Origin of the sequence: uncultured Streptomyces sp., assembly GCF_947488945.1 — a bacterium.
In the GTDB taxonomy this organism is placed as follows: domain Bacteria; phylum Actinomycetota; class Actinomycetes; order Streptomycetales; family Streptomycetaceae; genus Streptomyces.
In genome coordinates, this window is sequence record NZ_CANLBS010000006.1 from 213,952 (window position 1) to 239,496 (window position 25,545).

Annotated in this window: 24 protein-coding genes; 16 read left to right on the top strand and 8 right to left on the bottom strand. The window is 72.4% G+C overall.

Annotated features, from left to right (window positions below):
* Window positions 1–13: 13 nt before the first annotated feature.
* A complete protein-coding gene (locus Q0994_RS11800) occupies window positions 14–1,396 on the bottom strand; it encodes a polysialyltransferase family glycosyltransferase (protein WP_299532593.1) in 1,383 nt (460 codons plus the stop codon).
* Window positions 1,396–2,400 (bottom strand): glycosyltransferase family 2 protein, encoded by a 1,005-nt coding sequence (locus Q0994_RS11805; RefSeq protein WP_299532595.1) that lies wholly within the window; start codon window positions 2,398–2,400, stop codon window positions 1,396–1,398. The genes Q0994_RS11800 and Q0994_RS11805 overlap by 1 nt, the downstream gene beginning before the upstream one ends.
* A 306-nt stretch (window positions 2,401–2,706) precedes the next feature.
* Between Q0994_RS11805 and Q0994_RS11810 the strand changes: the two genes are divergently transcribed.
* From Q0994_RS11810 to Q0994_RS11870, 13 genes are all read left to right on the top strand, one after another.
* Window positions 2,707–4,014 (top strand): DUF6716 putative glycosyltransferase, encoded by a 1,308-nt coding sequence (locus Q0994_RS11810; RefSeq protein WP_299533044.1) that lies wholly within the window; start codon window positions 2,707–2,709, stop codon window positions 4,012–4,014.
* A gap of 20 nt (window positions 4,015–4,034) precedes the next feature.
* Window positions 4,035–5,267, top strand: a complete 1,233-nt coding sequence (locus Q0994_RS11815) for an acylneuraminate cytidylyltransferase (RefSeq protein WP_299532597.1) — start codon at window positions 4,035–4,037, stop codon at window positions 5,265–5,267.
* A gap of 11 nt (window positions 5,268–5,278) precedes the next feature.
* The gene (locus Q0994_RS11820) at window positions 5,279–6,208 is read left to right on the top strand and encodes an N-acetylneuraminate synthase family protein (RefSeq protein ID WP_299532599.1); all 930 of its coding nucleotides are present in this window, start codon (window positions 5,279–5,281) and stop codon (window positions 6,206–6,208) included.
* A 10-nt stretch (window positions 6,209–6,218) separates the two neighbouring features.
* Window positions 6,219–7,268: a hypothetical protein gene (locus tag Q0994_RS11825; protein ID WP_299532601.1), complete on the top strand. Its 1,050-nt coding sequence runs from the start codon at window positions 6,219–6,221 to the stop codon at window positions 7,266–7,268.
* A gap of 347 nt (window positions 7,269–7,615) precedes the next feature.
* Window positions 7,616–8,797 carry an amidohydrolase gene (locus Q0994_RS11830; RefSeq protein WP_299533046.1) on the top strand — a complete coding sequence of 394 codons (1,182 nt, stop codon included), beginning with the start codon at window positions 7,616–7,618 and terminating at the stop codon, window positions 8,795–8,797.
* A gap of 276 nt (window positions 8,798–9,073) precedes the next feature.
* Complete coding sequence (locus Q0994_RS11835; protein WP_299532604.1) at window positions 9,074–10,114, top strand: BMP family protein; 1,041 nt, start codon at window positions 9,074–9,076, stop codon at window positions 10,112–10,114.
* A gap of 243 nt (window positions 10,115–10,357) precedes the next feature.
* Window positions 10,358–11,923, top strand: a complete 1,566-nt coding sequence (locus Q0994_RS11840) for an ABC transporter ATP-binding protein (RefSeq protein WP_299532607.1) — start codon at window positions 10,358–10,360, stop codon at window positions 11,921–11,923.
* Window positions 11,920–13,035, top strand: coding sequence for an ABC transporter permease (locus Q0994_RS11845; RefSeq protein WP_299532610.1), 1,116 nt, complete (start codon window positions 11,920–11,922; stop codon window positions 13,033–13,035). The genes Q0994_RS11840 and Q0994_RS11845 overlap by 4 nt, the downstream gene beginning before the upstream one ends.
* Complete coding sequence (locus Q0994_RS11850) at window positions 13,032–14,321, top strand: ABC transporter permease (protein ID WP_299532612.1); 1,290 nt, start codon at window positions 13,032–13,034, stop codon at window positions 14,319–14,321. The genes Q0994_RS11845 and Q0994_RS11850 overlap by 4 nt, the downstream gene beginning before the upstream one ends.
* The gene (locus Q0994_RS11855) at window positions 14,318–14,743 is read left to right on the top strand and encodes a cytidine deaminase (protein WP_299532614.1); all 426 of its coding nucleotides are present in this window, start codon (window positions 14,318–14,320) and stop codon (window positions 14,741–14,743) included. The genes Q0994_RS11850 and Q0994_RS11855 overlap by 4 nt, the downstream gene beginning before the upstream one ends.
* Before the next feature lie 149 nt (window positions 14,744–14,892).
* Window positions 14,893–16,170 (top strand): thymidine phosphorylase, encoded by a 1,278-nt coding sequence (locus Q0994_RS11860; protein WP_299532616.1) that lies wholly within the window; start codon window positions 14,893–14,895, stop codon window positions 16,168–16,170.
* A gap of 96 nt (window positions 16,171–16,266) precedes the next feature.
* A complete protein-coding gene (locus Q0994_RS11865) occupies window positions 16,267–16,857 on the top strand; it encodes a Uma2 family endonuclease (RefSeq protein WP_299532619.1) in 591 nt (196 codons plus the stop codon).
* 65 nt (window positions 16,858–16,922) lie between these two features.
* Complete coding sequence (locus Q0994_RS11870; protein ID WP_363325545.1) at window positions 16,923–17,306, top strand: STAS domain-containing protein; 384 nt, start codon at window positions 16,923–16,925, stop codon at window positions 17,304–17,306.
* A 323-nt stretch (window positions 17,307–17,629) separates the two neighbouring features.
* On the opposite strand, the gene Q0994_RS11875 is transcribed toward Q0994_RS11870, so the two are convergent.
* From Q0994_RS11875 to Q0994_RS11885, 3 genes are all read right to left on the bottom strand, one after another.
* Entirely contained in the window at window positions 17,630–18,631 is a 1,002-nt protein-coding gene (locus Q0994_RS11875; protein WP_299532624.1) for a sigma-70 family RNA polymerase sigma factor, read from the bottom strand.
* Between the two features lie 109 nt (window positions 18,632–18,740).
* On the bottom strand, window positions 18,741–19,391 hold the full coding sequence (locus tag Q0994_RS11880) for a L,D-transpeptidase (RefSeq protein WP_299533048.1): 651 nt from the start codon (window positions 19,389–19,391) through the stop codon (window positions 18,741–18,743).
* Between the two features lie 255 nt (window positions 19,392–19,646).
* The gene (locus Q0994_RS11885; protein ID WP_299532627.1) at window positions 19,647–20,972 is read right to left on the bottom strand and encodes an MFS transporter; all 1,326 of its coding nucleotides are present in this window, start codon (window positions 20,970–20,972) and stop codon (window positions 19,647–19,649) included.
* 62 nt (window positions 20,973–21,034) lie between these two features.
* Between Q0994_RS11885 and Q0994_RS11890 the strand changes: the two genes are divergently transcribed.
* A complete protein-coding gene (locus tag Q0994_RS11890; RefSeq protein ID WP_299532629.1) occupies window positions 21,035–21,988 on the top strand; it encodes a LysR family transcriptional regulator in 954 nt (317 codons plus the stop codon).
* Between the two features lie 92 nt (window positions 21,989–22,080).
* On the opposite strand, the gene Q0994_RS11895 is transcribed toward Q0994_RS11890, so the two are convergent.
* Window positions 22,081–22,848 carry an alpha/beta hydrolase gene (locus tag Q0994_RS11895; RefSeq protein WP_299532632.1) on the bottom strand — a complete coding sequence of 256 codons (768 nt, stop codon included), beginning with the start codon at window positions 22,846–22,848 and terminating at the stop codon, window positions 22,081–22,083.
* A 136-nt stretch (window positions 22,849–22,984) separates the two neighbouring features.
* Between Q0994_RS11895 and Q0994_RS11900 the strand changes: the two genes are divergently transcribed.
* On the top strand, window positions 22,985–24,139 hold the full coding sequence (locus tag Q0994_RS11900) for an adenosine deaminase (protein ID WP_299532635.1): 1,155 nt from the start codon (window positions 22,985–22,987) through the stop codon (window positions 24,137–24,139).
* Window positions 24,140–24,271: 132 nt separating this feature from the next.
* Entirely contained in the window at window positions 24,272–24,580 is a 309-nt protein-coding gene (locus tag Q0994_RS11905; RefSeq protein ID WP_299532637.1) for a hypothetical protein, read from the top strand.
* A 75-nt stretch (window positions 24,581–24,655) separates the two neighbouring features.
* On the opposite strand, the gene Q0994_RS11910 is transcribed toward Q0994_RS11905, so the two are convergent.
* Both Q0994_RS11910 and Q0994_RS11915 read right to left on the bottom strand, forming a co-directional pair.
* Window positions 24,656–24,862, bottom strand: a complete 207-nt coding sequence (locus Q0994_RS11910) for a PspC domain-containing protein (protein ID WP_299532639.1) — start codon at window positions 24,860–24,862, stop codon at window positions 24,656–24,658.
* 89 nt (window positions 24,863–24,951) lie between these two features.
* Window positions 24,952–25,509, bottom strand: a complete 558-nt coding sequence (locus Q0994_RS11915) for a VanZ family protein (RefSeq protein ID WP_299532641.1) — start codon at window positions 25,507–25,509, stop codon at window positions 24,952–24,954.
* Window positions 25,510–25,545 lie beyond the last annotated feature (36 nt).

Sequence of the window (25,545 nt, forward strand, 5' to 3'; positions counted from 1 at the left end):
CTTCGGATGGGTGTCAGCGGCCGCGCGAGGTCCGTTTGGCCGCGGCCCGCTTCCAGGCGACCGCCTGCCGGGCGAACTTGCGGACCGTCGCGTTGCGCGGGATGAAGTCGAGCTGGGACGGCAGCGCGCCGGGCAGCGCCAGGGCCGTGAGCCGGCGGCGGCGGAAGTACCGCGTCAGGTCGGCCGCCGGAAGGCCCGTCAGGTGCTGTTCGGCCGCCGGGCGGAGGTCGGGGTAGATCTGCGGCTGCATCGCGAAGCCGACGGCCGTGACCAGCCCCGACAGCTTCTCGCGCACCCCGTTCTCGTCCGGCAGCGACCAGCCGGTGACCGCCGCGGTGTCCTCCAGCGCGGGCAGCAGGGCGTCGACGATGGTGACCGGCACCCGGTTGCTGTTCTGGTACGGGGTCAGGGCCGCCAACAGCTCCTCCGTGCCGACCCGGGCGACCGGGATGCCGTAGAACGTGGTCGCGGTGAGCAGGGCGGTGGAGAACGCGCCGACGACGAGCGCCGGGCGGAGCCGTTCGTACACCACTTCGGCGATGACCGGGCTGTCGAGGACCGACAGTTCGGCGCCGAGCCGGGCCGCTTCCTGCTCCAGGTCCTGCGACCAGCCCACCGGCGCCGACGGGTGCGGCTTGAACACCACCCGGCGGTGCCCGAGCGCCACCGCGCCGCGCAGCATCCGCAGGTGCAGCTCGCGCTCCTCGTCGGTCGTCAGCACGTCGATCGCCGACAGGTACTGGCCGAGCAGCAGTGCGGGCGCCTCGGCCGCGAGGTCCAGGCCGCCCGCCGCGTCGGCGAGCGCGCCCAGCGCCTTCAGGAACTCCGGGGTCGGGATGACCTCGGGCTCCACGCCGAACTCGGTGAGCAGCAGCGGGCGCAGCCCCGGTACCAGGTCCAGGTGGAGCAGCCGCTGGATGCGGGTGCCGATCAGCGGGTCGATCTTGCTGCGGGTGGGGCCGTAGCTCATCAGGCCGTCGGCGTAGATGTGCACCGGCGCATCGCCGAAGATCCGGGCGGCGGCCTGGGAGGGGTTGGCCTGGATGGACTCGCAGGCGATCTCCACCGGCCCGTCGCCCAGCTCCCACGCGGTCCGCAGATACCGCTCCCACAGCAGCGTGTCCTGCTCGCGCGGGGACCAGCCGACCGGGTGGAAGGGCCGCAGGAACGCGTTCCAGGAGCGCACCTCGTCGAATTCGGGGCGCAGCGACTCGAAGCCCGCCATCCGGTCGAGCGGGACGCCCACCTCGGGGGCGGGCGAGGTGTCGCTGACGACCAGGATGCGGCGGTGCTCGTCGCGCGGACCGAACTGGCCGGCCCGGATGGCGGCGGTCACCGTCAGGGCGGCGTACTGCGAGCAGGCGAAGAAGAGCTGGGTGGTGCGGATGCCGGACATCAGACGGTGGCTCCAGGGGCGGCGGCGGGGGTGGGGACTTCGGTGGCGGCGGCCCGTCGGCGCACCCGGCGCAGCAGTGCGGCGCGGTGGTCGCCCAGCGAGACCAGGGTCTCGTCGAGGACGTCCTGGGGCAGTCGGCGCAGCGCCGCCGCGCTCATCGCGCGGAGCTGCTTCGCCACCGGGGGCTCGAACCGCTCGATGGAGTCGAGGTGGTGGGCCATGACGGCGCAGTAGGTGCGGACCGCCTTGGGCAGCAGCGCGTCGGCGTCCCGGTCCTGCGACGTCTCCGCGATGACCTGGTCGAACGACCGGATGAAGTCCAGTTGGCGCACGTCGCCGATCTGGGTGAGCGAGGACGCCACCCCGCGGCGGTAGAAGACGCCGAGCAGCCCCACCGAGGCGAAGCTCTCCGCCTCGCGGTGCAGCCGCCAGATCCAGGGCCGGTCCTCGGCGGTGCGCAGCCCGTCGGTGAAGTGCAGCAGGCCCCGGTCGAGCAGCCGTCGGTGGTAGACGCCGGCCCAGGCGTACGGGTAGTCGACCGGCGTCGTGCGGTGGGCGGGCAGGATCACCGAACGCGGGTCCAGCACCCGGTTGCGCAGGCCGTGCGGCACCCGGTGCACGGTCCGGGCGCGTCCGGTCACCTGCACGTGGTCGGAGCGCACGAAGTCGCAGCCCAGCCGCTCGATCGAGGCGACGAGATCGGCGAAGTAACCGGGGGCCAGCCAGTCGTCGCCGTCCAGGAAGGTCAGGTACTCCCCGTTCGCGGCGTCGAGGCCGGTGTTGCGGGCGGTCGCCAGGCCGCCGTTCCTTTCGTGCCGTACGACCACCGCCCCAGGAATGTCCTCCCGGGCGCGCGAAAGAATGTCCCCCGTTCCGTCGGTCGAACAATCGTCGACGAGGATGAATTCGAAGTCGTCGCGGGCGTTCGCCCGCAGACTGCGAAGGGTGTCGGGCGCGTATGTCTGCACGTTGTAGAACGGCACGATGACGGAGAGCTTGACCACACGCAACACGCTAGATGCGGGCCCGGCATTTTCCTTTTCCGTCACGGGTATACAAGGTGAACACCGCATGGCGGGATCATGAAGCGCCCTGCTTGCAGGGCGAATTCATCCCTTACGAGAGGCTGACCCCAACCGTCGGCGTGCTGTTAACCATTTGTTGCCGCTGTGTTGGGCCGTCACTCGCAATGGCTTCCTAACTTCTAGGACGTGCCCCCACGTACCAGCCCCGCGGCCTCGGCCCCGGACCTCGAAACCGCCTCCGCCCCGACCGCGTCCGACGCGGCCGGACCCGCGCTGAAGGTGGCCGTGCTCGCCGACTCCGACACGCGGTGGAAATGGGGCGCGCTCACCGCGCGCCGCCTCACCGCCGCCGCGGAACCGGCGGCCGGTGGGCGGGCGGTCGAGATCAGCGGACTGCTGCTGCGCGGCCGGGCCACCCCGACCCCCCGCCAGCTCGCCGAGGTCGGCGACGTCGGGATCGACCCGAGCCGGGTGCGCGAGGTCACCGCCGTCGAGTTCCTGCACGCCGTCCGGGACGAGGGGTACGACCTCGTCGTCCTCGCTCTCGTCGGCGGCGGCGTCCAGGCCATGCTGCACGGACTGGCCGCGCTCGGCCTGCCCCGCAGGCCCGTCGTGGTCACCGGCTACGTCGGCGTCGTCTACGAGAAGCTCGCCGACGGGCTGCTGCTGCGCCACGGCGCGGACGTCGTGCTCGCCAACTCCCGCCACGACGCCGAGCGGTTCCGCGCGGTCTACGAAGGGGTCGGCGCCGACGCGGGCGCCGTCACCGAGGCCGCGCTGCCGTTCCTCGGCGGCGCCCCGCACCGGCCCGAAGAAGGCCGGGACACCGTGGTCTTCGCCGCCCAGCCGTCCGTGCCGGCCTCCCGCGCGGAGCGCACGTACCTGCTGCGCAGGCTCGTGGAGCACGCCCGGCTGCACCCGCACCGCGAGGTGGTGCTGAAGCTGCGCTCCAAGCCCGGCGAGCACACCACCCACGTCGAGGAACTGCCCTACCAGCGGCTCGCCGAGCGGCTGCCCGGCGGCCTGCCGCCCAACTTCCGCCTGGCGTACGGCCACATGGGCGAGGTGCTGGACCGCACCGACCTGCTGGTCACCGTGTCCTCCACCGCCGCCCTGGAGTCCCTGCACCGGTCCATCCCGACCGCGATCCTCACCGACCTAGGGGTGCGCGAGACCCTCGGCAACCACCACTTCGTGGGGTCCGGACTGCTGACCTCCTGGGACCGGCTGGACGGCGGCCTCGCCCCCGTCCCCGACCCCGGGTGGCTGGCCGGCCAGGGCGTCGCCGCCGACGGCACGTACGCCACCGCGTACGACCGGGCCCGCGACCGCGTCACCGAGCTGCTCGGCTCCGCACTCCCGCCCCTCGCACCCTTCTACGACCCGGCGACCGCGCCCGGATACCTCCCCGGCATCCTCGCCCGCCACCATCTCGGCCCCGACGGCCGCCCGCTGCCCGGCGCCCCCGCCGCCGCCGATCCCGGCCGGATCCGGGGCGCGGTCCGCGAGACCGTCCGCAATGCGGCGCGCGGCGCCTACCGGCACGGCGTCCAGCGCGTCGCCCCGGTGATCCGCCGGATGGGTGAACTGTGACCACCACTTCAGGAGCCTCCATGACGACACCCACCGTGCTCGCGGTGATCCCCGCCCGCGGCGGATCCAAGGGCGTCCCCGCCAAGAACGTCGCGCAGGTCGGCGGCGTGCCGCTGGTCGCCCGCGCGGTGCTCGCCTGCCTCGGCGCCCCCGAGGTCACCGACGTGGCCGTCTCCACCGACGACGACGCCGTCGCGGCCGCCGCCCGCTCGCGGGCCGAGGCGTCCGGCGAGGCGGACCGGGTGCACGTCGTGCGGCGCCCCGCCGAGATCGCCGGCGACACCGCCACCAGCGAGGCCGCCGTCCTGCACGCGATGGACGCCTTCGAGGCGATGACCGGCCGGACCGTGGACGTGGTGCTGCTCGTCCAGTGCACCAGCCCGTTCGTCTCCCCCGGGGACGTCGACGGGGTCGCCCGCGCGGTCCGGACCGAGGGCGCCGACACCGCCGTCACCGTCGCCCCCTTCCACGGCTTCGTGTGGCGCGACGGGAAGGCCGTCGAGGAGTCCGCCTACGGCGTCAACCACGACAAGTCGGTACGCCCCCGCCGCCAGGACCGCCCCCAGGACCTGCTGGAGACCGGCGCCGCGTACGCCATGGACGCGGCCGGTTTCCGCACCCACCGGCACCGCTTCTTCGGCGACACCGCACTGGTGCGCACCGACGCCGCGCGGGTGCTGGAGATCGACGACCCCCACGACCTGGCCCGCGCCCGGACGCTCGCCCCGCTGCTGGACCCACCGGCGCTGCCCACCCGCGCGGACGTCGACGCCGTCGTCCTCGACTTCGACGGCACCCAGACCGACGACCGGGTCATGATCGACTCCGACGGCCGCGAGACCGTCGCGGTGCACCGCGGCGACGGCCTCGGCATCGCCGCCCTGCGCCGCTCCGGACTCGACCTCCTCATCCTCTCCACCGAGCAGAACCCGGTCGTCGCCGCCCGCGCCAAGAAGCTGAAGGTGCCCGTCCTGCACGGCATCGACCGCAAGGACCTGGCACTCAAGCAGTGGTGCGACGAGCACGGCATCAGCCCCGACCGGGTGCTCTACGTCGGCAACGACGTCAACGACCTCCCCTGCTTCGCACTGGCGGGCTGGCCCGTCGCGGTCGCCGGTGCCCACGACTCGGTGCGCGCCGCGGCGCGCGCCGTCACGGCCACCCCCGGTGGCCACGGAGCGATCCGCGAGATCGCGGCCTGGCTGCTGGGCCCCGAACTCACCCTCACCACCCCCACCCTCACCACCAGCTAAGGAACACCCTCATGAGCGACTCCCGCCTGCGCACGTTCGGCACCCGCACCGCCGGACCCGGTCAGTCCGTGTACATCACCGGTGAGATCGGCATCAACCACAACGGCGAGCTGGACAACGCGCTCAAGCTCATCGACGTGGCCGCCGAAGCCGGCTGCGACGCCGTCAAGTTCCAGAAGCGGACCCCCGAGATCTGCACCCCGCGCGACCAGTGGGACATCGAGCGGGACACCCCCTGGGGCCGGATGACGTACATCGACTACCGCCACCGCGTCGAGTTCGGCGAGGACGAGTACCGCACCATCGCCGCCCACTGCGCCGAGCGCGGCATCGACTGGTTCGCCTCCCCGTGGGACACCGAGGCCGTCGCCTTCCTGGAGAAGTTCGACGTCCCCGCCCACAAGGTGGCCTCCGCCTCCCTCACCGACGACGAGCTGCTGCGCGCCCTGCGCGCCACCGGCCGCACCGTCATCCTCTCCACCGGCATGTCGACGCCGAAGCAGATCCGCCACGCCGTCGAGGTCCTCGGCAGCGACAACATCCTGATGTGCCACGCCACCTCGACCTACCCGGCGCAGGCCGAGGAGCTGAACCTGCGAGTCATCAACACCCTCCAGCAGGAGTACCCGAACGTCCCGATCGGCTACAGCGGCCACGAGACGGGCCTGCAGACCACGCTGGCCGCCGTCGCCCTCGGCGCCGCCTTCGTCGAGCGCCACATCACCCTCGACCGCGCCATGTGGGGCTCCGACCAGGCCGCCTCCGTCGAGCCGCAGGGCCTGGCCCGCCTGGTCCGCGACATCCGCACCATCGAGGCGTCCCTCGGTGACGGCGTGAAGAAGGTCTACGAGTCGGAGCTCGGCCCGATGAAGAAGCTCCGCCGCGTCCCCGGCGTCGTCGCCGAGGCCGACAGCGCGTCCGCCGAGCCGGTCGCGGTCTGAGCGCCGACTTGTGAACCTCGCCTTCGTCGAGAGCCCGGTCCAGCTCCTGAACGTCCTGGAGTGGACCCACGCCACGGGGGAGGGCACGCCGGCCGACACCACGGTCGTCGTCCTCCCCCCGGTCGACCCGATGTCGCGCGGCCAGCTGCGCCGGATGGCGGACCTGGCCCGCGACGAGGGCGCCACCGTCCGCTGGCAGGAGGCGCGCGGTGAGTCCGGCGCCCCCCTCAAGGCCCTGCGGGCCCTGGCCGGACTGGTGCGCCGCGCCGACCACATCGTGATCGGCGACCCGTTCTCCCGGTACGTGCAGCTGCTGCTCACGCTCGTGCGGGCGGACCGGCTCACGGTCGTCGACGACGGCACGGCGACGATGGAGTTCGTCGCCCAGCTCGCGCGCGGCGAGCGGCTGGTGCGGTGGCACCGCAAGGGCTCCTCGGGGCCCCGCGAGATGCTGCTGGCCCCGGTGACCGCCGCCGCGCGCCGCAGGTTCGTCCCCTCGGCCCGGCACCGGGTGGAGGTCTTCACGGCGATGCCCGTAGAGGCGCCGCCCGGTGTCGGGGTCACCGCCAACACCTTCTCCTGGACCCGGGCCCGGTTCGGCCCGCCCAGGATCGGCAAGGGGGCCGACCTCGTCGGTACCTCGCTGGTGGAGACGGGGGTCGTCGACCGGGAGCAGTACCAGCGGGCGGTCGCCACCCTGGCGGAGATCCACGGCGCCACCCGCTACTTCGCCCACCGCCGCGAGTCCACCGACAAGCTCCACGCCCTGGAAGCCGCCACCGGCCTGGAGATCGTCCGTCCCGACCTGCCGCTGGAGCTCATCGCCCGCCGCGGCCCCATCGGCCGCACGGTGGTGAGCTTCCCGTCCACGGTCGTCCACACCCTGCCGCTGGCCCTGGAGGGCACCGGCGTCAAGGTGGCGGTCTGCGACATCGCGCCGGAGTGGCTGCGGGAGAACGCCTCGCCGCGGGCGCAGGGCTTCCTGTCCGGCGTCACGGACACCGCCCGCGACGTCCACCGGCTCGCCTCCTGGGTGGTCGCGCCGCCGGCGGAGGCCTGACGCGGCGGGGGCCTGACGCGGCGGGGGCCGGGGGATCGAACGCCCGCGCTCCGGTCACTTTACGTGTGCGGGCGTTCGAAAACGGGTGAGTGTACCCATCGACGGACCCCGTCACACGCGCCCACGCCGTCTTCCGTTCCACTGAGTGGCTGAAGTTTTGTTGATCCATCGACGTCGAGGGGGGCAATGGGCCTACCGTGGACTGGGTGAACCCGTTGACGTCACGCGCGACCCTCGTCCCCACCGACGCAGTCCCGGCCGGCGGAGCATCCGCCGACGGCGTACCGGCGGGCGGCGCGGCCACCTGCGGAGCACCGGCCACCGGCGCCCCGGCCCCGGCCGACGCCCTGCCCGGCACCCTGTCGGACGAACTCCGCAACGAGCTGATCGCGTTCCGCCGTGACCTGCACATGCACCCGGAGCTGGGCAACCAGGAGTTCCGCACCACCGCCGCCGTCAAGGCACGGCTGGAGCGGGCGGGACTGAAGCCCACGGTGCTCGCCACCGGCACCGGGCTGATGTGCGACGTCGGCACCTGGGACGGCGAGACGCCCATGCTGGCGCTGCGCGCGGACATCGACGCCCTGCCCATCCCGGACACCAAGGCGAGCGTGCCCTACCGCTCGACCGTCCCCGAGCGGGCGCACGCCTGCGGCCACGACGTGCACACCACCACGGTGCTGGGGGCCGGGCTGGTGCTGGCCGAGCTCGACCGGCAGGGTCGGCTGCCGCACGCGGTGCGGCTGATCTTCCAGCCCGCCGAGGAGGTGCTGCCCGGCGGCGCCCCCGACGCCATCGACTCCGGGGTGCTCGCGGGCGTCGGCCGGATCGTCGGCGTGCACTGCGACCCCAAGGTGGACGTGGGCCGGATCGGACTGCGCGTCGGCCCGATCACCTCGGCCTGCGACCGGCTGGAAATCACCCTGGACGGGCCCGGCGGCCACACCGCGCGCCCGCACCTGACCACCGACCTGGTCACCGCCGCCGCCCGGGTGGCCGTCGACGTGCCCGCCGTGCTGGCGCGCCGGGTCGACGCCCGCTCCGGCCTGGCCGTCACCTGGGGCCGGCTGGAGACCGGGCACGCGTGCAACGTCATCCCGCAGCACGCCGAACTCTCCGGCACCGTCCGCTGCCTGGACCTGCCCGCCTGGCGCGCCGCCCCGGACCTGGTGTCCGCCGCCGTCGCGGAGGTCGCGGAGATGCACGGCGCCAAGTCCACCGTCGACTACATCCGGGGCGTCCCGCCCGTGGTGAACGACGCCGAGTCCATCGGCCTGCTGGACGCGGCGATGACCGCGCGCCGCGGACCGTATGCGATCGAGGACACCGAGCAGAGCCTCGGCGGCGAGGACTTCTCCTGGTACCTGGAGCACGTGCCGGGCGCGATGGCCCGGCTCGGGGTGCGCCCGGTGGGCGACACGCGCGGTCTCGACCTGCACCGGGGCGACTTCGACGTGGACGAGGAGGCCATCACGGTGGGCGTCGAACTGTTCACCGCGGCGGCCCTCCTGGACGACCGGCGACCGTGACGCTCCGGAGGGCGGCGGCCGGTGCGTCCGTCCTCCGTACGGTGCTGTTGCGGGCAGGTTTCGGCCAGTCCGGGCCCGTCACGCCGGGGCATCGCGCCGGACCGCCGCGACTGTCCGGAATCAACCGGTACGTCTTGCGTGAGGGCTGCACGTAGGCGCTTCACGACGATCCGGTAACGACTGGTGAACGGGTCTTTAACTGACATCTACGCGCGTTACGATCGCCGCGAAACCAGCGCCGAAGTGGCGCTTCGGTCAGGTTTGAAGGAGCCTCCCTTGCGCCGGGTATCCAAGATCGCTGCTGCGTGTACCATCACCGCGACTCTCGCCCTCACCGCCTCGGCGTGTGGCGAATCGTCCACCGAAGACACCTCGGGCGACAGCGGATCGCTGAAGATCGGCATGGCCTACGACGTCGGCGGCCGTGGCGACAACTCGTTCAACGACTCCGCGGCTCGCGGTCTGGACAAGGCCAAGGCCGAGTTCAAGGCCGAGGCCAAGGAGTTGACCGCCAAGACCGGTGAGACTCCGGCCGACCGCGAGCAGCGCCTCGCATCGCTGGCCGAGGGCGGCTACAACCCGGTCATCGGGGTCGGCTTCGCCTACCAGGACGCCTTGGAGAAGGTCTCCAAGGCGCACCCGGAGACCACCTTCGGCCTGATCGACTCGGTCTCCGGGACCAAGAACGTCGCCTCCATCGTCTTCACCGAGGAGCAGGGTTCCTATCTCGCCGGTGTCGCGGCGGCGCTGAAGTCCAAGGACGGTCAGATCGGCTTCATCGGGGGTGTCGACCTTCCGCTGATCAAGAAGTTCGCGGCGGGCTTCCAGCAGGGTGTGCTGGACACCAACCCCCGGGCCAAGGTGCAGATCCAGTACCTGTCCACCGGTTCGGACCTGTCCGGCTTCGGCAGCCCCGACAAGGGCAAGGCCGCCGCCACCGGCATGCTGGACAAGGGCGCGGACGTCATCTTCGCCGCCGCCGGCGGCTCCGGCGCGGGCTCGATCGAGGCCGTCGCGGCCAAGCCGGGCGCCTGGTCCATCGGCGTCGACTCCGACCAGGCCAAGGACCCGTCCCTGTCGAAGTACGCCGACACGATCATGACCTCGGTCGTGAAGAACGTCGACAGCGGCGTCTTCGACCTGGTCAAGTCCGTCAAGGACGGCAAGCCGCTGACCGGCACGCAGACCTACTCGCTGGCCGAGGACGGGGTCAGCCTCACCACCACGGGCGACCACCTCGCGGACGTGCAGGCCAAGATCGACGAGGCCAAGAAGAAGATCATCGACGGCACCGTCACGGTCAAGACCACTCTCTGAGCCGGTACCGGGTCAGGGCCCGCGGGGCCGGCTGTCGCCGGCCCTCGCGGGCCCGCTCCGCGTGCGCGGACCCCGCGTCCCGGTCCAGGACCGTCGACGATTCCAGGCGGCTACGCGCGTAGCTACCGCTCGGCGCGATACTTTCGCCACCGGCCCCATGAGAGCCGCCGCCCGCCCGTTCCCGCCCTCCGCTCCTGCCAAGGAGAGTGCGCCATCAAAGCGTCGTCCAGCAGTCCCCATGCCGTGGAGCTCCGCGGCATCACCAAACGGTTTCCCGGCGTCGTGGCCAACCACGACATCGACATCACGGTGAACCGTGGCACGGTCCACGCCCTCGTAGGCGAGAACGGCGCCGGCAAGTCCACGCTGATGAAGATCCTTTACGGCATGCAGAAGCCCGACGAGGGCACCATCGCCGTGGACGGCGAGCAGGTCGCCTTCGGCAACCCCGGTGACGCCATCGCCCGCGGCATCGGCATGGTCCATCAGCACTTCATGCTGGCCGACTACCTCACCGTTCTCGAGAACATCGTGCTCGGCTCCGAGAAGCTGCACGGGATCGGCGACAAGGCGAGGGCGCGGGTCAGGGAGATCTCCGACGCCTACGGTCTCGGCGTTCGGCCGGACGCCATGGTCGAGGATCTCGGGGTCGCGGACCGCCAGCGCGTGGAAATCCTCAAGGTGCTCTACCGGGGCGCCCGGACCCTGATCCTCGACGAGCCGACCGCGGTCCTCGTGCCGCAGGAGGTCGACGCGCTCTTCGACAACCTCCGTGAGCTCAAGTCCGAAGGACTCACGGTCATCTTCATCTCTCACAAGCTGGGCGAGGTGCTCTCCGTCGCCGACGAGATCACCGTGATCCGTCGCGGCACGACGGTGGGTACCGCCGATCCCGCGCGCACGACCGCCAAGCAACTCGCGGAACTCATGGTGGGCAGCGAACTGCCGTCGCCGGAAACCCGCGACTCGACCGTCACGACCACCCCGGCGCTCACGGTGAAGGACCTGACGCTCACCGCCACCGATCCGGACGGCGTGGTCCGGGCGGTGCTCGACGGGATCACGTTCACGATCCACCGGGGCGAGGTGCTGGGCATTGCGGGCGTCGAGGGCAACGGCCAGTCGGAACTGGTCGACGCCGTCATGGGGATGCGGGTGCCGGACACCGGGGTGCTCACCCTAGACGGCACGGACATCTCCCGTACGCCGACCCGCAAGCGGCGGGAGGGCGGCATGGCCGTCATCCCTGAGGACCGCCACCGCCACGGCCTTCTGCTGGAAGCTCCCCTCTGGGAGAACCGCATCCTCGGCCACGTCACCGAGAAGCCGAACAGCAACGGCGTTTTCCTCGACCCCAAGGCTGCCCGTACCGACACCGAGCGGATTGTGCGCGAGTACGACGTCCGCACCCCCGGCATCGACGTCACCGCGGCCTCGCTCTCCGGCGGCAACCAGCAGAAGCTGATCGTGGGCCGTGAGATGAGCCACCGCCCCAAGCTGCTCATCGCCGCCCATCCGACCCGTGGCGTGGACGTCGGCGCGCAGGCGCAGATCTGGGACCAGATCCGTGAAGCGCGCCGCGAGGGTCTGGCCGTGCTGCTCATCTCGGCCGACCTGGACGAACTCATCGGCTTGTCCGACACGCTGCGGGTCATGTACCGCGGCCGGCTGGTCGCGGACGCGGACCCCGCGAGCGTCACGCCGGAAGAGCTCGGCTCGGCCATGACCGGCGCCGCATCGGGCCGCCTGGACGCCTCCGCCGACACGCACCCGGACACGTACCCCCCGAGCGGGGGAGAGGACCGATGAAGAAGTTCGACAAGGAGCGGTTGCTCCTGGGCATCGCGGCCCCCCTGCTCGCGATCGTGGCGGCCTTCCTGGTCACCGCGCTCGTGCTGGCCGCCACCGGCAAACAGCCGTTCAGCGCTTTCGGCATCATGTTCGACTACGGGCTGAAGTCGGACAGTCAGGTCTACATCCTGAACAAGGCGACGACCTACTATCTCGCGGGTCTCGCGGTCGCCGTGGGCTTCCGGATGAACCTGTTCAACATCGGGGTCGACGGCCAGTACCGCCTCGCCGCCTTCTTCGCGGCGGCCGTCGGCGGGGCCCTCACCCTGCCGGGCGTTCTGCAGATCCCGTTGATCATCCTCACCGCGATGATCGTGGGCGCGATGTGGGCCGGGATCGCGGGTCTTCTGAAGGTCACCCGCGGAGTCAGCGAGGTCGTCTCGACGATCATGCTGAACGCCATCGCCACGGCGGTCATCGGCTACCTGCTCCAGCAGGGCCGGCTCGGCCACCTCGACGAGGCCGGGACGAAGATCTCGACCACGCCGATCCCGGAGTCCTCGCACTTCTTCGAGTTCCCGACCACCCCGACGCCGGTGTGGGGCTTCATCGTCGTCGCGGTCGTGGCGGGCGTCGCCTACTGGTTCACCCTGTCGCGCACCCGGTTCGGCTTCGATCTGCGGACCGTCGGCCAGTCCGGCCCCGCGGCCGAGGCCAGCGGCGTCGACGTCAAGAAGATGGTCGTCACCTCCATGCTGATCTCCGGCGGTGTCGCCGGCCTGATCGGCATGCCGACGCTGCTCAACGACAGTTACGAGTACAGCGGCGACTTCCCGGTGGGCATCGGCTTCACCGGGATCGCCATCGCCCTGCTGGGCCGCAACCACCCCATCGGGATCGCCCTCGGCGCGCTGCTCTGGGGCTTCCTCGAAAGAGGCACCGGAAAGCTCGAGTTCGAGGGCTACGACAAGGAGATCGTCGGCGTCATCCAGGGCGTCATCGTCCTGAGCGTCGTCATCGCCTACGAAGTCGTGCGCCGGTACGGCCTCAAGCGCCAGCAGCGCAGGGTCGGCGCAGAACTCGCCGCCCATGCAGCACACCACTCCGACCAGCAGGAGGTGTCGGCGTGACCGCCACGGCGACTTCCACCCCGCCGCCCGCGGCCCCCGCGGTCACCGGCGGCAAAGGCGGGCGCACCCGCTTCACTCTGCCCGTCGTCCTGCTGATCGTCGCGGGAGCGCTGCTCGCCCTGTCCGCCGTGCGTGCCATCACCGGCGCGCAGGACGTGACCTCGGCCGGACAGATCGGCGCGGCGCTCGCCATGGCCGTGCCGATCGGGCTGGCCGGGCTCGGCGGCCTGTGGGCCGAGCGCGCGGGCGTGGTCAACATCGGCCTCGAAGGCATGATGATCCTGGGCACCTTCTTCGGTGCCTGGGCCGGCTGGCAGACCGATCCCTGGCTCGGCGTCCTGGCCGGCGTCGTCGGAGGCATGATCGGCGGGCTGGTGCACGCGTTCGCCACCGTCACCTTCGGCGTGGACCACATCATCTCCGGCATCGCGATCAACATCCTGGCACTCGGCTTCACCACCTACCTCGCCAAACTGTGGTTCAACACCGGCGAGGCGGCGCAGCGCGGCGGCAGCCCCAAGCAGTCGCCACCGGCCGAGAGCATCCCGACGGTCACGGTCCCCGGACTCTCCGACGGGCTGAAGTCGGTCGCCGACCACCACTGGTTCTTCGTCTCGGACGTCGCCGGCGTTCTGGGCGGGCTGGTCACCGGCGTCTCCCTGCTGACGCTGGTCGCTGCGGCGCTCTTCGTGGGCTCCTTCTTCGTCCTGTGGAAGACCTCCTTCGGTCTGCGGCTGCGTTCCTGCGGCGAGAACCCCGTCGCAGCCGAGTCGCTGGGCGTGAACGTCTACCGGTACAAGTACATCGCCGTGATCGTCTCCGGCGGTCTCGCCGGACTCGGCGGGGCCTTCCTCGCCCTGGTCACCTCGCACATCTACAACGAGGGCCAGACCGGTGGGCGCGGCTACATCGGCCTCGCCGCGATGATCTTCGGCAACTGGCGGCCGGGCGGGCTCGCCATGGGCGCCGGACTGTTCGGCTTCGCCGACGCGCTCCAGCTCCGCAACGGCGGTGAGTCCGTGCACGCGCTGCTTCTGCTCCTGGTGGTGATGCTGGCGGGTCTCGCGGCCTGGAAGCTGTACCGCAAGAGCCTCGTGCCGGGTGTCGTCAGCGCGGTCGTCGCCGCCGCCGTTCTCGTCTGGTACCTCACCACGGACACGGTGCCGACCGAGTTCGTCAGCGCCACCCCGTACATCGTCACGCTGCTGGTGCTCTCCCTCTCCGCCCAGCGGCTGAGGATGCCCAAGGCGGACGGGATGCGCTACCGGAAGGGCCAGGGTACGTGAGCGGCGCCGGGGCCCATCCGGACTGGACGGCGCTGCGGGCCGTCGCGCGGGAGTACATGACCCGCGCCTACGTGCCGTACTCGCGCTACCCGGTCGGTGCGGCGGCCCTCGTGGACGACGGCCGCACCGTCGCCGGCTGCAACGTCGAGAACGCCTCCTACGGCCTCGGCCTCTGCGCCGAGTGCGGGCTGGTCTCCCAGCTGCACGCCACCGGAGGCGGCAGGCTCACCCACTTCACCTGCGTGGACGGGGCGGGCGAGATCCTGGTGCCCTGCGGCCGGTGCCGCCAGCTGCTGTACGAGTTCGGCGGACCCGAGCTGGTCCTGGAGACCCCGGACGGGCTGCGCACCCTGGACGCCATGCTGCCGCAGGCGTTCGGGCCGCAGCACCTCGGCCGCACGGCGGACGGCCGGCTCGGCTGACTCGGGGCTTTGCCCCGCTTCCCGTACCCCGTGGCCCTCCCGGTGCTGTCGCCGGGAGGGCCGCCCTCTCTCATCCCCGTCACCCCTCTATGCGCGTAGAGTCGGGCGGTGGTCCGTATGCTGCACACCCCCCGGCCGGAAGGACTCCCATGGACGCCATCTCCGTCATCCGCACCAAGCGGGACCGAGGCGAACTGACGCCCCAGCAGATCGACTGGGTCATCGACGCGTACACCCGGGGCGAGGTGGCGGACGAGCAGATGTCCGCGCTGGCCATGGCGATCCTGCTGAACGGCATGAACCGCACGGAGATCGCCCGCTGGACCGCCGCCATGATCGCCTCCGGCGAGCGGATGGACTTCGCCGCGCTCTCCCGCCCGACCACCGACAAGCACTCCACCGGCGGGGTCGGCGACAAGATCACCCTGCCGCTCGCGCCGCTGGTCGCCGCCTGCGGGGCCGCGGTGCCGCAACTCAGCGGCCGGGGCCTCGGCCACACCGGCGGCACCCTCGACAAGCTGGAGTCCATCCCCGGCTGGCGCGCCCACCTCTCCAACGAGGAGATGCTGCACGTCCTGAACACCACCGGCGCGGTGATCTGCGCGGCCGGCGACGGCCTGGCCCCCGCCGACAAGAAGCTCTACGCGCTGCGCGACGTCACCGGGACCGTCGAGGCGATCCCGCTCATCGCCAGCTCGATCATGTCGAAGAAGATCGCCGAGGGCACCGGCGCGCTGGTCCTGGACGTCAAGGTCGGCAGCGGCGCCTTCATGAAGACCGTCGAGGACGCCCGCGAACTGGCCTCCACCATGGTCGCGCTCGGCACCGACAGCGGGGTGCGGACCGTCGCCCTGCTCACCGACATGGCGACCCCGCTCGGCCTCACGGCGGGCAACGCCCTGGAGGTGCGCGAGTCGGTGGAGGTGCTGGCCGGCGGCGGCCCGAAGGACGTCGTCGACCTCACCCTGGCGCTGGCCCGCGAGATGCTGGACGCGGCCGGCCTCAAGGACGCCGACCCGGAGAAGGCGCTTGCCGACGGCTCCGCGATGGACGTCTGGCGCCGCATGATCGCGGCCCAGGGCGGCGACCCGGACGCCACCCTGCCCGTCGCCCGCGAGCAGCACGTCGTCACGGCCCCCGCCTCCGGCGTGCTGACCCGGCTCGACGCGTACGACATCGGGGTCGCGGCCTGGCGCCTGGGCGCGGGCCGGGCGCGCAAGGAGGACCCGGTGCAGGCCGGCGCGGGCGTCGAACTGCACGCCAAGCCGGGCGACCACGTCACCGAGGGCCAGCCGCTGCTGACCCTGCACACCGACACCCCCGAGAAGTTCGCCTACGCCCTCGACGCCCTGCCCTCCGCCTACGACGTCTCCCCGGCCGGCACCCCGTTCACCGCCACCCCGGTGGTGCGGGAACGTATCGCCTGACCTGCGGGATTCCCGTACGGGTGAATGAGGCCGGTGGACCGCCCCGGCCTCGTTCGGCATGCTGGACTCGGTGACGCACCGAAAGAGGAGACCGCCATGAGCGCACTCACCGTCGATCCCGTGCCGGAGAACGGCCAAGGGTGGGACGAGATCGTCCGGATCTGGGAGGAGACGGACGCACCCGAGGGCTGCAAGGTGGAGATCATCGAGGGGATCGTCACCGTGTCGCCACCGCCGTCCAAGGACCACAACACCACTGCGGAGTTGCTGCAACGCAAGCTCTACGGGGTCATCCCGGAGGACTGGGGCATCTACCAGACATTGGGGGTGTCCGTGCCGGGCCGGGCCGGGCTGTACATCCCCGATCTCGTCGTCGTCCCCCGCGCCGTCGCGACCGGCCCCGGCAACCGGGTGCCGGCCGACGCGGTCCGCCTCGTCGTCGAGATCACCTCGCCTTCCAACGCCAACCACGACCGCATCGGCAAGGCGCACGGTTACGCCAAGGCCGGGGTCCCGCTCTTCCTGCTCCTGGACCCCTGGCATTCCGGACGCCCCACCGCGACCCTCTACGGCGAGCCGATCGACGGCACCTACCGGGTCCTGGAGGCGGTCGAGTACGGCGGGACGCTGACCCTGCCCAAGCCGTTCGGCCTGGAACTGGACACCGCAGTCCTCCCGGCCGACTGAGCCGCCGCGCCGGGGCCGGCCTGCGGCGGCCGATGAGTTCCGCCCGCCCCGGCGGTCTGCCTGGTGTGGACGCCAACCCTGGGGACGCCGTGCCCGTGGACGCCGTGCCCCCGTACGCCCTGGTGCTCGGGGGCCGGATCACCCGCGCCGACCTGCCCGCGCTCCGCGCCGAACTGGAGGCGCTGCTGCACGCCCGCGCCGCCGGGGCACCCCGCGACGCACCCGGGGCGATCGACTGCGACCTCGCAGGCGTGACCCGCCCGGGCCTGGCCCTGGTGGACGTCCTGGCCCGCCTGGCCCTCACCGCCCGCAGAGCCGGCACCGGCCTCCGTCTCCACAACCCGCCGCCCGGCCTCGACGCACTGCTCGACCTGGCCGGCCTCGCGGAGGTGATCGGTGGGGCGGGTGAGCGGGGACGCGGTGTGCGGGAGCCCGGCCCTGCGGAGTGAGTCACGGTCCGGCTCAGGGGACGTAGGACTCCGTGTACAGACAGCCCACCGCGACCGCTGTGGTCTGCGGTGTCGTCGTGCCGGGGTGGGCGCCGGCCGTCGGCGGTTCGGGCGGCGGCGTGGGGGCGGACGAGGCGGTCCGGGGCTCGGGCGGGCACGCGGCGCTCTCCGGCTGGGGGCCCGGCTCGGGGTCGTCGGCCGGGGCCGGCCGACTGGGGGCGGGGCCGGGCCCCGCCGTGGAGGCCGGTCGCCGAGCCACAGGGTGGCGGCCCGGCCGGCCGCCACCAGTAGGGCCCAGACGCCGGCCGTCCGCGGCCCGGCTCTCACTGCCCGGCGCCCGTCCCGTCGAGCCGGTCCGGCAGACCGAACAGCGGGAACCAGCGCGGGGTGTCCAGGAAGCAGTGCATCCCGGTGATCGCACCGTCCTGGATGTCGATGACCTGTACCGCCCAGGGGACGAAGCCGGGACCGTCCGGGTTCGGCTTGTAGTGGGCGAAGGCGGGGGTGCCGTTGGCGGCGGTGGCCACCAGGCGGGACCCGGCGCAGCTCGCGCCGATGGAGAGCATGAAGCCGGTGATGTCCTCGTGGCCGCGCAGCCAGAGGTCGAACGGCGGCATGGTCATCACGGCGTCCTCGTGCAGGAGCGCGGTGAGGGCCTTCATGTCGTATCCCTCGAAGGCGGCGACGTACCGCTCCAGGAGCTTGCGCTGTTCCTCGTCGAGCGGGTCGGCGGTGTCCGGCCCCCGGTCCTCGGCGTCGTTCAGCGTGGCGCGGGCCCGCTGCAGGGCGCTGTTGACCGAGGCGACGGAGGTGTCGAGCAGTTCGGCGACCTCCGCGGCCTTCCAGGCCAGCACCTCGCGCAGGATGAGCACAGCGCGCTGCTTGGGCGGCAGGTGCTGGAGCGCCGCCACGAAGGCGAGCCGCACGGACTCGCGGGCGACCGCCGCCTCCGCCGGGTCGGCGAGCGAGGGCAGGATGCGCCCGTCCGGCATCGGCTCCAGCCAGGTGTTCTCCGGCAGCGGGTTGAGCGCGGCCTGCGCGAGCGGGGTCGGGCCGGTCAGGTCGACCGGGCGGGCCCGCTTGTTGCCCGCGGTCAGCATGTCCAGGCAGACGTTGGTGGCGATCCGGTAGAGCCACGAGCGCAGCGACGAACGCCCCTCGAACTTCTCGAAGTTGCGCCAGGCGCGCACCATCGTGTCCTGGACCGCGTCCTCCGCCTCGAAGGCCGAGCCGAGCATCCGGTAGCAGTACCCCGTCAGCTCGACCCGGTATCCCTCCAGCCGGCTGTCGACGCTCTCCGCGGCCGTCGTGGTCAGATCACTCATCGCTTCACCCCTGTTGCGCTGTGACACCGCTCTCAGCACTCAGGAAGCTACAGGAGGCCACTGACACTCCGGGCGGGAAGCGCACAAGCCGACGCGGCCCGGTCCCGTGTCAGGTACCGGGCTTGCGGCCGTAGACGTAGACGTCGTCGCCGTTCTTCAGCAGCTTCCAGTATGCCTTCGCGTCGGCGGGGCGCATGTTGACGCAACCGCCGGACCCCGGCGGGTTGTACATGGACTTGGTGACCGAGTGGAACGCCTGGCCGCCGTCGAAGAACTGCGAGTACGGCATCCACACGTCGTAGAGCGTCGACCAGTGCTTGACGACCCGCCAGTAGACCTTCTTGGAACCGGTGCGGGTCTCCGCGCCGTTGCGGCCGGTCCGCACCGGCACCGGACCGAACTTCAGCTTCGAGCCGTCCTGGATCCAGCTGATCTGCCGGGTCAGGTCCACGCAGGCGATGCGCCCCCGGTCGGTGGGGCACTTCCTGGCCTTGTTCGGCGTCTTGCCCGCCGCCTTCTGGGCCAGCATGGTGTTCATCGTGCGCCAGGTGATCGGTCCGGCGTAGCCGATCGTCGGCGTGATCCCGTGCTTCGCCTGGAACGCGCGGGTCGCCTTGCAGTCGGCCGCGGACTGCTTGCCGTCGGCCTTCCGCCCGAGGAACTTCTCCACCTGCTTCTGGTACGGCCCGGTGGAGGTGGTGCAGGAGGCCGCCTGCGCGGTGCCCGCGCCGGTCAGCACCAGTGCCGGCGCCGCCAGCATCCCGGCGGCGCCGAGGGCGACCGCCCGCCTCGTCCGCCTCGTTCGTATCGTCGTGCCCCTTGCTCCCATGTACGCCAACTCCCCTTCGAGCGCAGCAGGTTGGATGACACCTGCTAGACGCCCGAAGGGGAGCGCCGGTTGCCGGGGGACACATCTCGATCGGATGTACGGTCCGGACGCGCGCGGAGCCGGGGAGCGCGGGCTGCCCGGCTCCACGCGTCCCGGCTCGGTCCGCGAGCGAGCGCGCCGTGCGGGTCAGGCCGCGAGGGCGTCGGCCGGGTGGGCCGCCCGGCGCTCCGCGCGGGCGCACCGGGTGCCGTAGAGGGTGATCGAGGCGACGCCGGCCACGGCGAGCACCCCGAGGGCCACCGTGCCGGCCCAGCCGCCCGCGTGGAAGGCGACGGCGCCGACCGTGCCGCCCACGCTGGAACCCAGGTAGTAGGCGGACTGGTAGAGCGCGGAGGCCTGGGCCCGGCCGTGCGTCGCGGTGCGGCTCACCGAGGAGGAGGCGACCGCGTGTCCGGCGAAGAACCCGGCGGTGATCAGGACCAGCCCGAGCAGCACCGCGATCAGCTGGTCCGCGAGGGACAGCAGCAGGCCCGCGGCCGCGGTCGAGGCGGCGAGGTAGAGCGCGCCGCGCCGGCCGAACCGGCCGACCAGCCGGCCCGCCGCGGCGGAGGAGACCGTACCGACCAGGTAGACGAGGAAGACCGAGCCGACGACGCCCTGCGGCAGGTTGAACGGCTCGTCCACCAGCCGGTAGCCGATCACGGTGTAGACCGCGCCGAACACCGTCATGAAGAGCGCGCCGATCGCGTACAGCCTGCGCAGCAGCGGGTCCGCGAGATGGCTGCCGACGGTCCGGGCCAGCGCCTTGGGGTTCAGTGAACCGGGCGTGAAGTGGCGGGCCTTGGGGATCATGAGGTGGAAGACGACCGCGCAGATCACGGCGATCAGACCGATGGACGCCAGTGCCGCGCGCCAGCCCCAGAGCTGGGTGATCCAGCCGGTGATGATGCGTCCGCTCATGCCGCCGACGCTGTTGCCGGCCACGAACAGACCGATCGCGGCGACCAGCGCCTTGGGCCGCACCTCCTCGGCCAGGTACGCCATCGCGGAGGCGGGCAGGCCGGCCAATGCGGCGCCCTGGACCGCGCGCAGCGCGATCAGCCAGCCGAGCGAGGGGGCGAAGGGCACCAGCAGCCCGATCGCCACGGCGACCGTCAGCGAGGCGGTCATCATCTGCCGCCGTCCGAACCGCTCCGACAGGGCGCTCATCGGCAGCACGCACAGGGCGAGCGCGCCGGTGGCGGCGGAGACGGTCCAGCTCGCCTGCCCCGCGGTGGCGCCGAAGGCGGCGGAGACCGAGGGGAGCAGGGCCTGGGTGGAATAGAGGAGGGCGAAGGTCGCGATCCCGGCGGCGAAGAGCGCGAAGCTCATCCGGCGGTAGCCGGGACGACCGGGTTCGAGGTGCCGGTCCTCCGGGCCGGCGGCGGTGGCCGTGGCGGTGGAGGCGGGACGGACGGACGGCGCGGAGGCACCCACCGCGAGGGTGGATGCCCCGGTACTGGCAGGAGGCATGGGTCGAAAGTAGGCCGGAAGCTTTCATGCGTCCAATGCACGAAACCCCCATAATCGATCCCATGGCGCATGAACCCAGCTCAGAGGTGCGGCTGTCACCGAGCGGTTACGAAGAAGACATCCGCGCGGTGCTCGCGCCGCGGCTCGCGTACTTCGAGGCGGTGGCCCGGCACGAGCACGTCACCCGGGCCGCCCAGGAGCTCGGAGTGCCCCAGTCGACGCTGTCGCGCGCCATGGTCCGCCTCGAACACGACCTGGGCGTCGACCTGTTCGCCCGCAGGGGCCGCACCGTCTCGCTGACCCACGCGGGCCGCAGCTTCCTCGGCTCGGCGGAGCGGGCGCTGGCAGAGGTCGAGAAGGCGGCGGAGTCCGTCCGGGCGGACGCCGATCCGGCCACCGGCAAGGTCGCCTTCGGGTTCCTGCACACCATGGGCTCGGAGACCGTGCCCGCGCTGATCCGGGCCTTCCGCGCCGACCACCCGCGGGTCCGCTTCCAACTGGTGCAGAACTACGGCGAGGCGATGATCGAGCGGCTGCGCGCCGGTGACCTCGACCTCTGCCTGACCTCGCCGGTGCCGGACGCCCCGGACCTGGTGGCCCGGCGGCTGGACGAGCAGCGGCTGCGGCTGGTCGTTCCCGACGACCACCGGCTGGCATCCCGCCGCCGGGTGCGGCTCGCGGAGGCCGCCGACGAGAGCTTCGTGACCCTGGAGCCCGGTTACGGCCTGCGGCGGATCACCGACGACCTGTGCGCGGAGGCCGGCTTCACCCCGCGCGTCGCGTTCGAGGGGGAGGAGGCGGAGACCCTGCGGGGGCTGGTCGCGGCCGGTCTCGGGGTCGCGCTGCTGCCGCCGCCGGCGGTGGCGCGGCCGGGGGTGGTCGAGCTGACCGTGACGGCGCCGCGCGCGGCCAGGGAGATCGGCGTCGCCTGGCTCGACGGGCACCAGGACACCCCACCGGTCGCCGCCTTCAAGCAGTTCCTGCTCTCCCGCCGGGGCCACCTGCTGCCGGACTGAGCAGGCCGGGGCACAGACTGGGCCCCGCGGCCCGGCCCCGGCGACCGCGCCCGGGGCACGGGCCGCGCCCGGGGCCCCGCAGGAGGCGGCGCTCAGTGCCGCAGTGAACGGCCGAACCCCGCCGCCAGCGGCATCCGCAGGCCCAGCGGGGGCGGCGCGGCGAGGGCGTCGGTGAGCGGGCGGGCGTACGGGCGGGCGAAGAGGGAGCCGCGCACGAAGTCGGCGGCCAGCGCCTCCACCTCGTCGCGGTGCTGGCGCAGCGCGTGGCCGTCGGAGTGGACCTCGAAGCGGCAGGTGTCCCGGTTGGCCTTCTTCGCGCGGGCCGCCAGCGCGTAGGAGAGTTCGGGATCGGTGTGCGCGTCGTCGGTGCCGTGCACGATCAGCACCCGCCGGCCCGCGAGCTGCTTCACCGGCTCGGCCTCGCTCTCCGGCCCTCTGCGGTCCGGGAGCCAGGGCGACATCGCCAGGACCGAGGTTACCGCCGGGTGCCCGGCGCCGCGCAGCGCGGCCCGTCCGCCCATGCCGTGGCCGGCCAGGCAGACCGGCACGTCGCCGTAGCGCCGCACGATCTCGTCGGCCGCCCAGTGCGCGTCGGCCGCGGGGTCGGCGGCATCGTCGTTCCAGCCGCGGTGGCGGTAGCGCACCACGTGGGTCACCAGCCCCTCGTCGCGGCAGGAGCGGGCCAGTGAGCGGGCGAGCGGGAGCTGTGCGGCGTGCGAGAGCGCGCCCGGCCGGCGCAGCGAGGCGGGCGGCCCGTCGGGGAGCAACAGGACGGCGCCGCCGACCTCGAACGGTCGTCCGGACGACGTCACGGCCCGCCCCAGTGCGGCGGCGGACGGCGAGGGTGAGCGCAGGGCCATGACAGAACAGTCTCAGAAGTCCGGGTGTACTCCACCCGGCTTCGCGGTCACTGTTACGTATCGGCCCCGGCCCGCCCGGCAGCGACGTCGTGCGGTACCCCGGGCGGTCTACGCGCGTAGGCGCTAGAGTGCCCTGATGACGAGCCAGAACCGACACGTCCCTGACGACGAGCAGATCCGCCGCGCCCCGAAGGTCCTCCTGCACGACCACCTCGACGGCGGGCTGCGCCCCGGCACCGTCGTCGAACTGGCCCGGGAGCAGGGGTACGACGCCCTCCCGGAGAGCGAGCCCGACAAGCTGGGCGTCTGGTTCCGCGAGGCGGCCGACTCCGGCTCGCTGGAGCGGTACCTGGAGACCTTCGCCCACACCTGTGCCGTGATGCAGACCCGCGAGGCGCTGTTCCGGGTGGCCGCCGAGTGCGCCGAAGACCTCGCCGAGGACGGCGTCGTCTACGCGGAGGTGCGGTACGCCCCCGAGCAGCACCTGACCGGCGGGCTCACCCTGGAGGAGGTCGTGGAGGCGGTCAACGACGGCTTCCGCGAGGGCGAGCGCCTCGCCCGCGCCGACGGACACCGCATCCGGGTCGGGGCGCTGCTCACCGCGATGCGGCACGCCGCCCGTTCGCTGGAGATCGCGGAGCTGGCCAACCGGTACCGCGACCGCGGCGTGGTCGGCTTCGACATCGCGGGCGCCGAGGCGGGATTCCCGCCCACCCGGCACCTGGACGCGTTCGAGTACCTGAAGCGGGAGAACAACCACTTCACCATCCACGCCGGCGAGGCCTTCGGCCTGCCGTCGATCTGGCAGGCCCTCCAGTGGTGCGGGGCCGACCGGCTCGGACACGGCGTGCGCATCATCGACGACATCGAGACCGACGCGGACGGCGGGGTGCGGCTCGGCCGGCTCGCCTCGTACGTCCGGGACAAGCGGATTCCCCTGGAGCTCTGCCCGACCTCCAATCTGCAGACCGGCGCAGCCGCCTCCTACGCGGAGCACCCGATCGGATTGCTGCGGACCCTGCACTTCCGGGTCACCGTCAACACCGACAACCGGCTGATGAGCGGCACCAGCATGAGCCGGGAATTCGAGCGACTGGTCGAGACCTTCGGATACACGCTCGACGACATGCTGTGGTTCACCGTCAATGCGATGAAATCAGCATTCATTCCTTTCGATGAACGTTTGGCGATGATCAATGACGTCGTCAAGCCCGGCTACGCCGAACTGAAATCCGAGTGGCTTTTCCGTCAGACCGCCGCGACCAGCGGTTCTCCCGCCGACAACGGCTGAGGAATCCGCTCCGGGAAAGGGCCGTGGCGCGTAGACGCGGCCCTTTTCCGTGTGTCGGGGTGTTTGCGGCCGGAGGAGAGCGCTGACTACCGTGCGGAGCCGCTCATTTCCTCTCCCCAAGGACGCGTCTCCATGAAGCAGTCTGCTGTCAGGACCCTCGGTGTCGCCGCTCTCGGCGCCGCTTTCGCCGCCGTGGGCACGGGGGCCGCCTCCGCCGCCACCGCACTGCCCCTGGACGCCGCGGCCGGCGCCCTGCCGGTCTCCACCACGGTCCTGGACAACGTCACCCGGACCCTGCCGGTCGAGAACACCGCCGGCAAGGTGCTCGGCGGCGAGGCGACCGACGTCGCCGCCCCCGTGACCTCCCTGCTCGGCGGCCTGCCGACCAAGGACCTGCCCGCCAAGGGCCTGTCGCTCAACGGCCTCCCGCTCGGCGGCTGATCCGCCCGGAGCGGACGAGGGGCCCGCACCCGTTCCCCGGGTGCGGGCCCCTCGCGCGTCCCCGTGGGCGTGCGGTCACCAGGCCGCCGTCGTGGACGGGGACTTCTCGCTCGGCAGGAGTATCCACAGCGCCAGGTAGAGCAGGAACTGGGGGCCGGGGAGCAGGCACGAAACGAGGAAGATCACGCGCATCGTCGCGGCGGAGGTGCCGAAGCGCCGGGCCAGTCCGGCGCACACACCACCGATCATGCGTCCCTCACGCGGGCGGACCAGTGCGGCCATGATGGACTCCTTCGAGGGTCGTCGGGGAGTCGCCGGCCGGCTCTCCCACTTCCTCCATGGTCGCTCCGGAACCGGGACGAAGCATCGCTCTACGGGGCGATCCCGACCCTGGTAATCGTCGGGGTCGAACCCTGAGCCGCGTCCTGCGGCAGTCGGCGCGCCCCGTCCTCCCGCACGGTCGCCGGCCGGCCCCGGCGGCGCAGCCGCTTGCGGCAGACGGGCACCACCAGCAGGTGGGCGAGCGCCACGCCCGCCGTGTTGAGCAGCAGCGAGTCGATGTCCACGACCTGGCCCGGCACCCCCGTCTGCCCGAGCTCCACCACCAGCGAGACCAGCGCCCCCGCGGCGGCGGTGCGGATCAGGGACGACCAGGGGGAGACGAAGAGCCGTCCGTCGGCCATCGGGAGCAGCACCCCCAGCGGGGCCAGCAGCAACAGGTCGCCGCCGATCCGGCGGGCCGCCTCGACGGGGCCGAGCGCGAGGTCCGCCCGGATGCCGGCCAGCGGATGCCAGTTCGCCGCGGTGACCCAGGGCACGTCCAGCGGGCGCAGGCTCAGCCACCCGACGAGCACCAGATGCGCGAGGAGGAGGACGAACCCCGCCGCACGGAACCTGATGACGGCCTGGCCGCCCGAACGCTGTCGCACGCATCCCAAGACGCCGGGGCGGAGCCGAACGGTTCC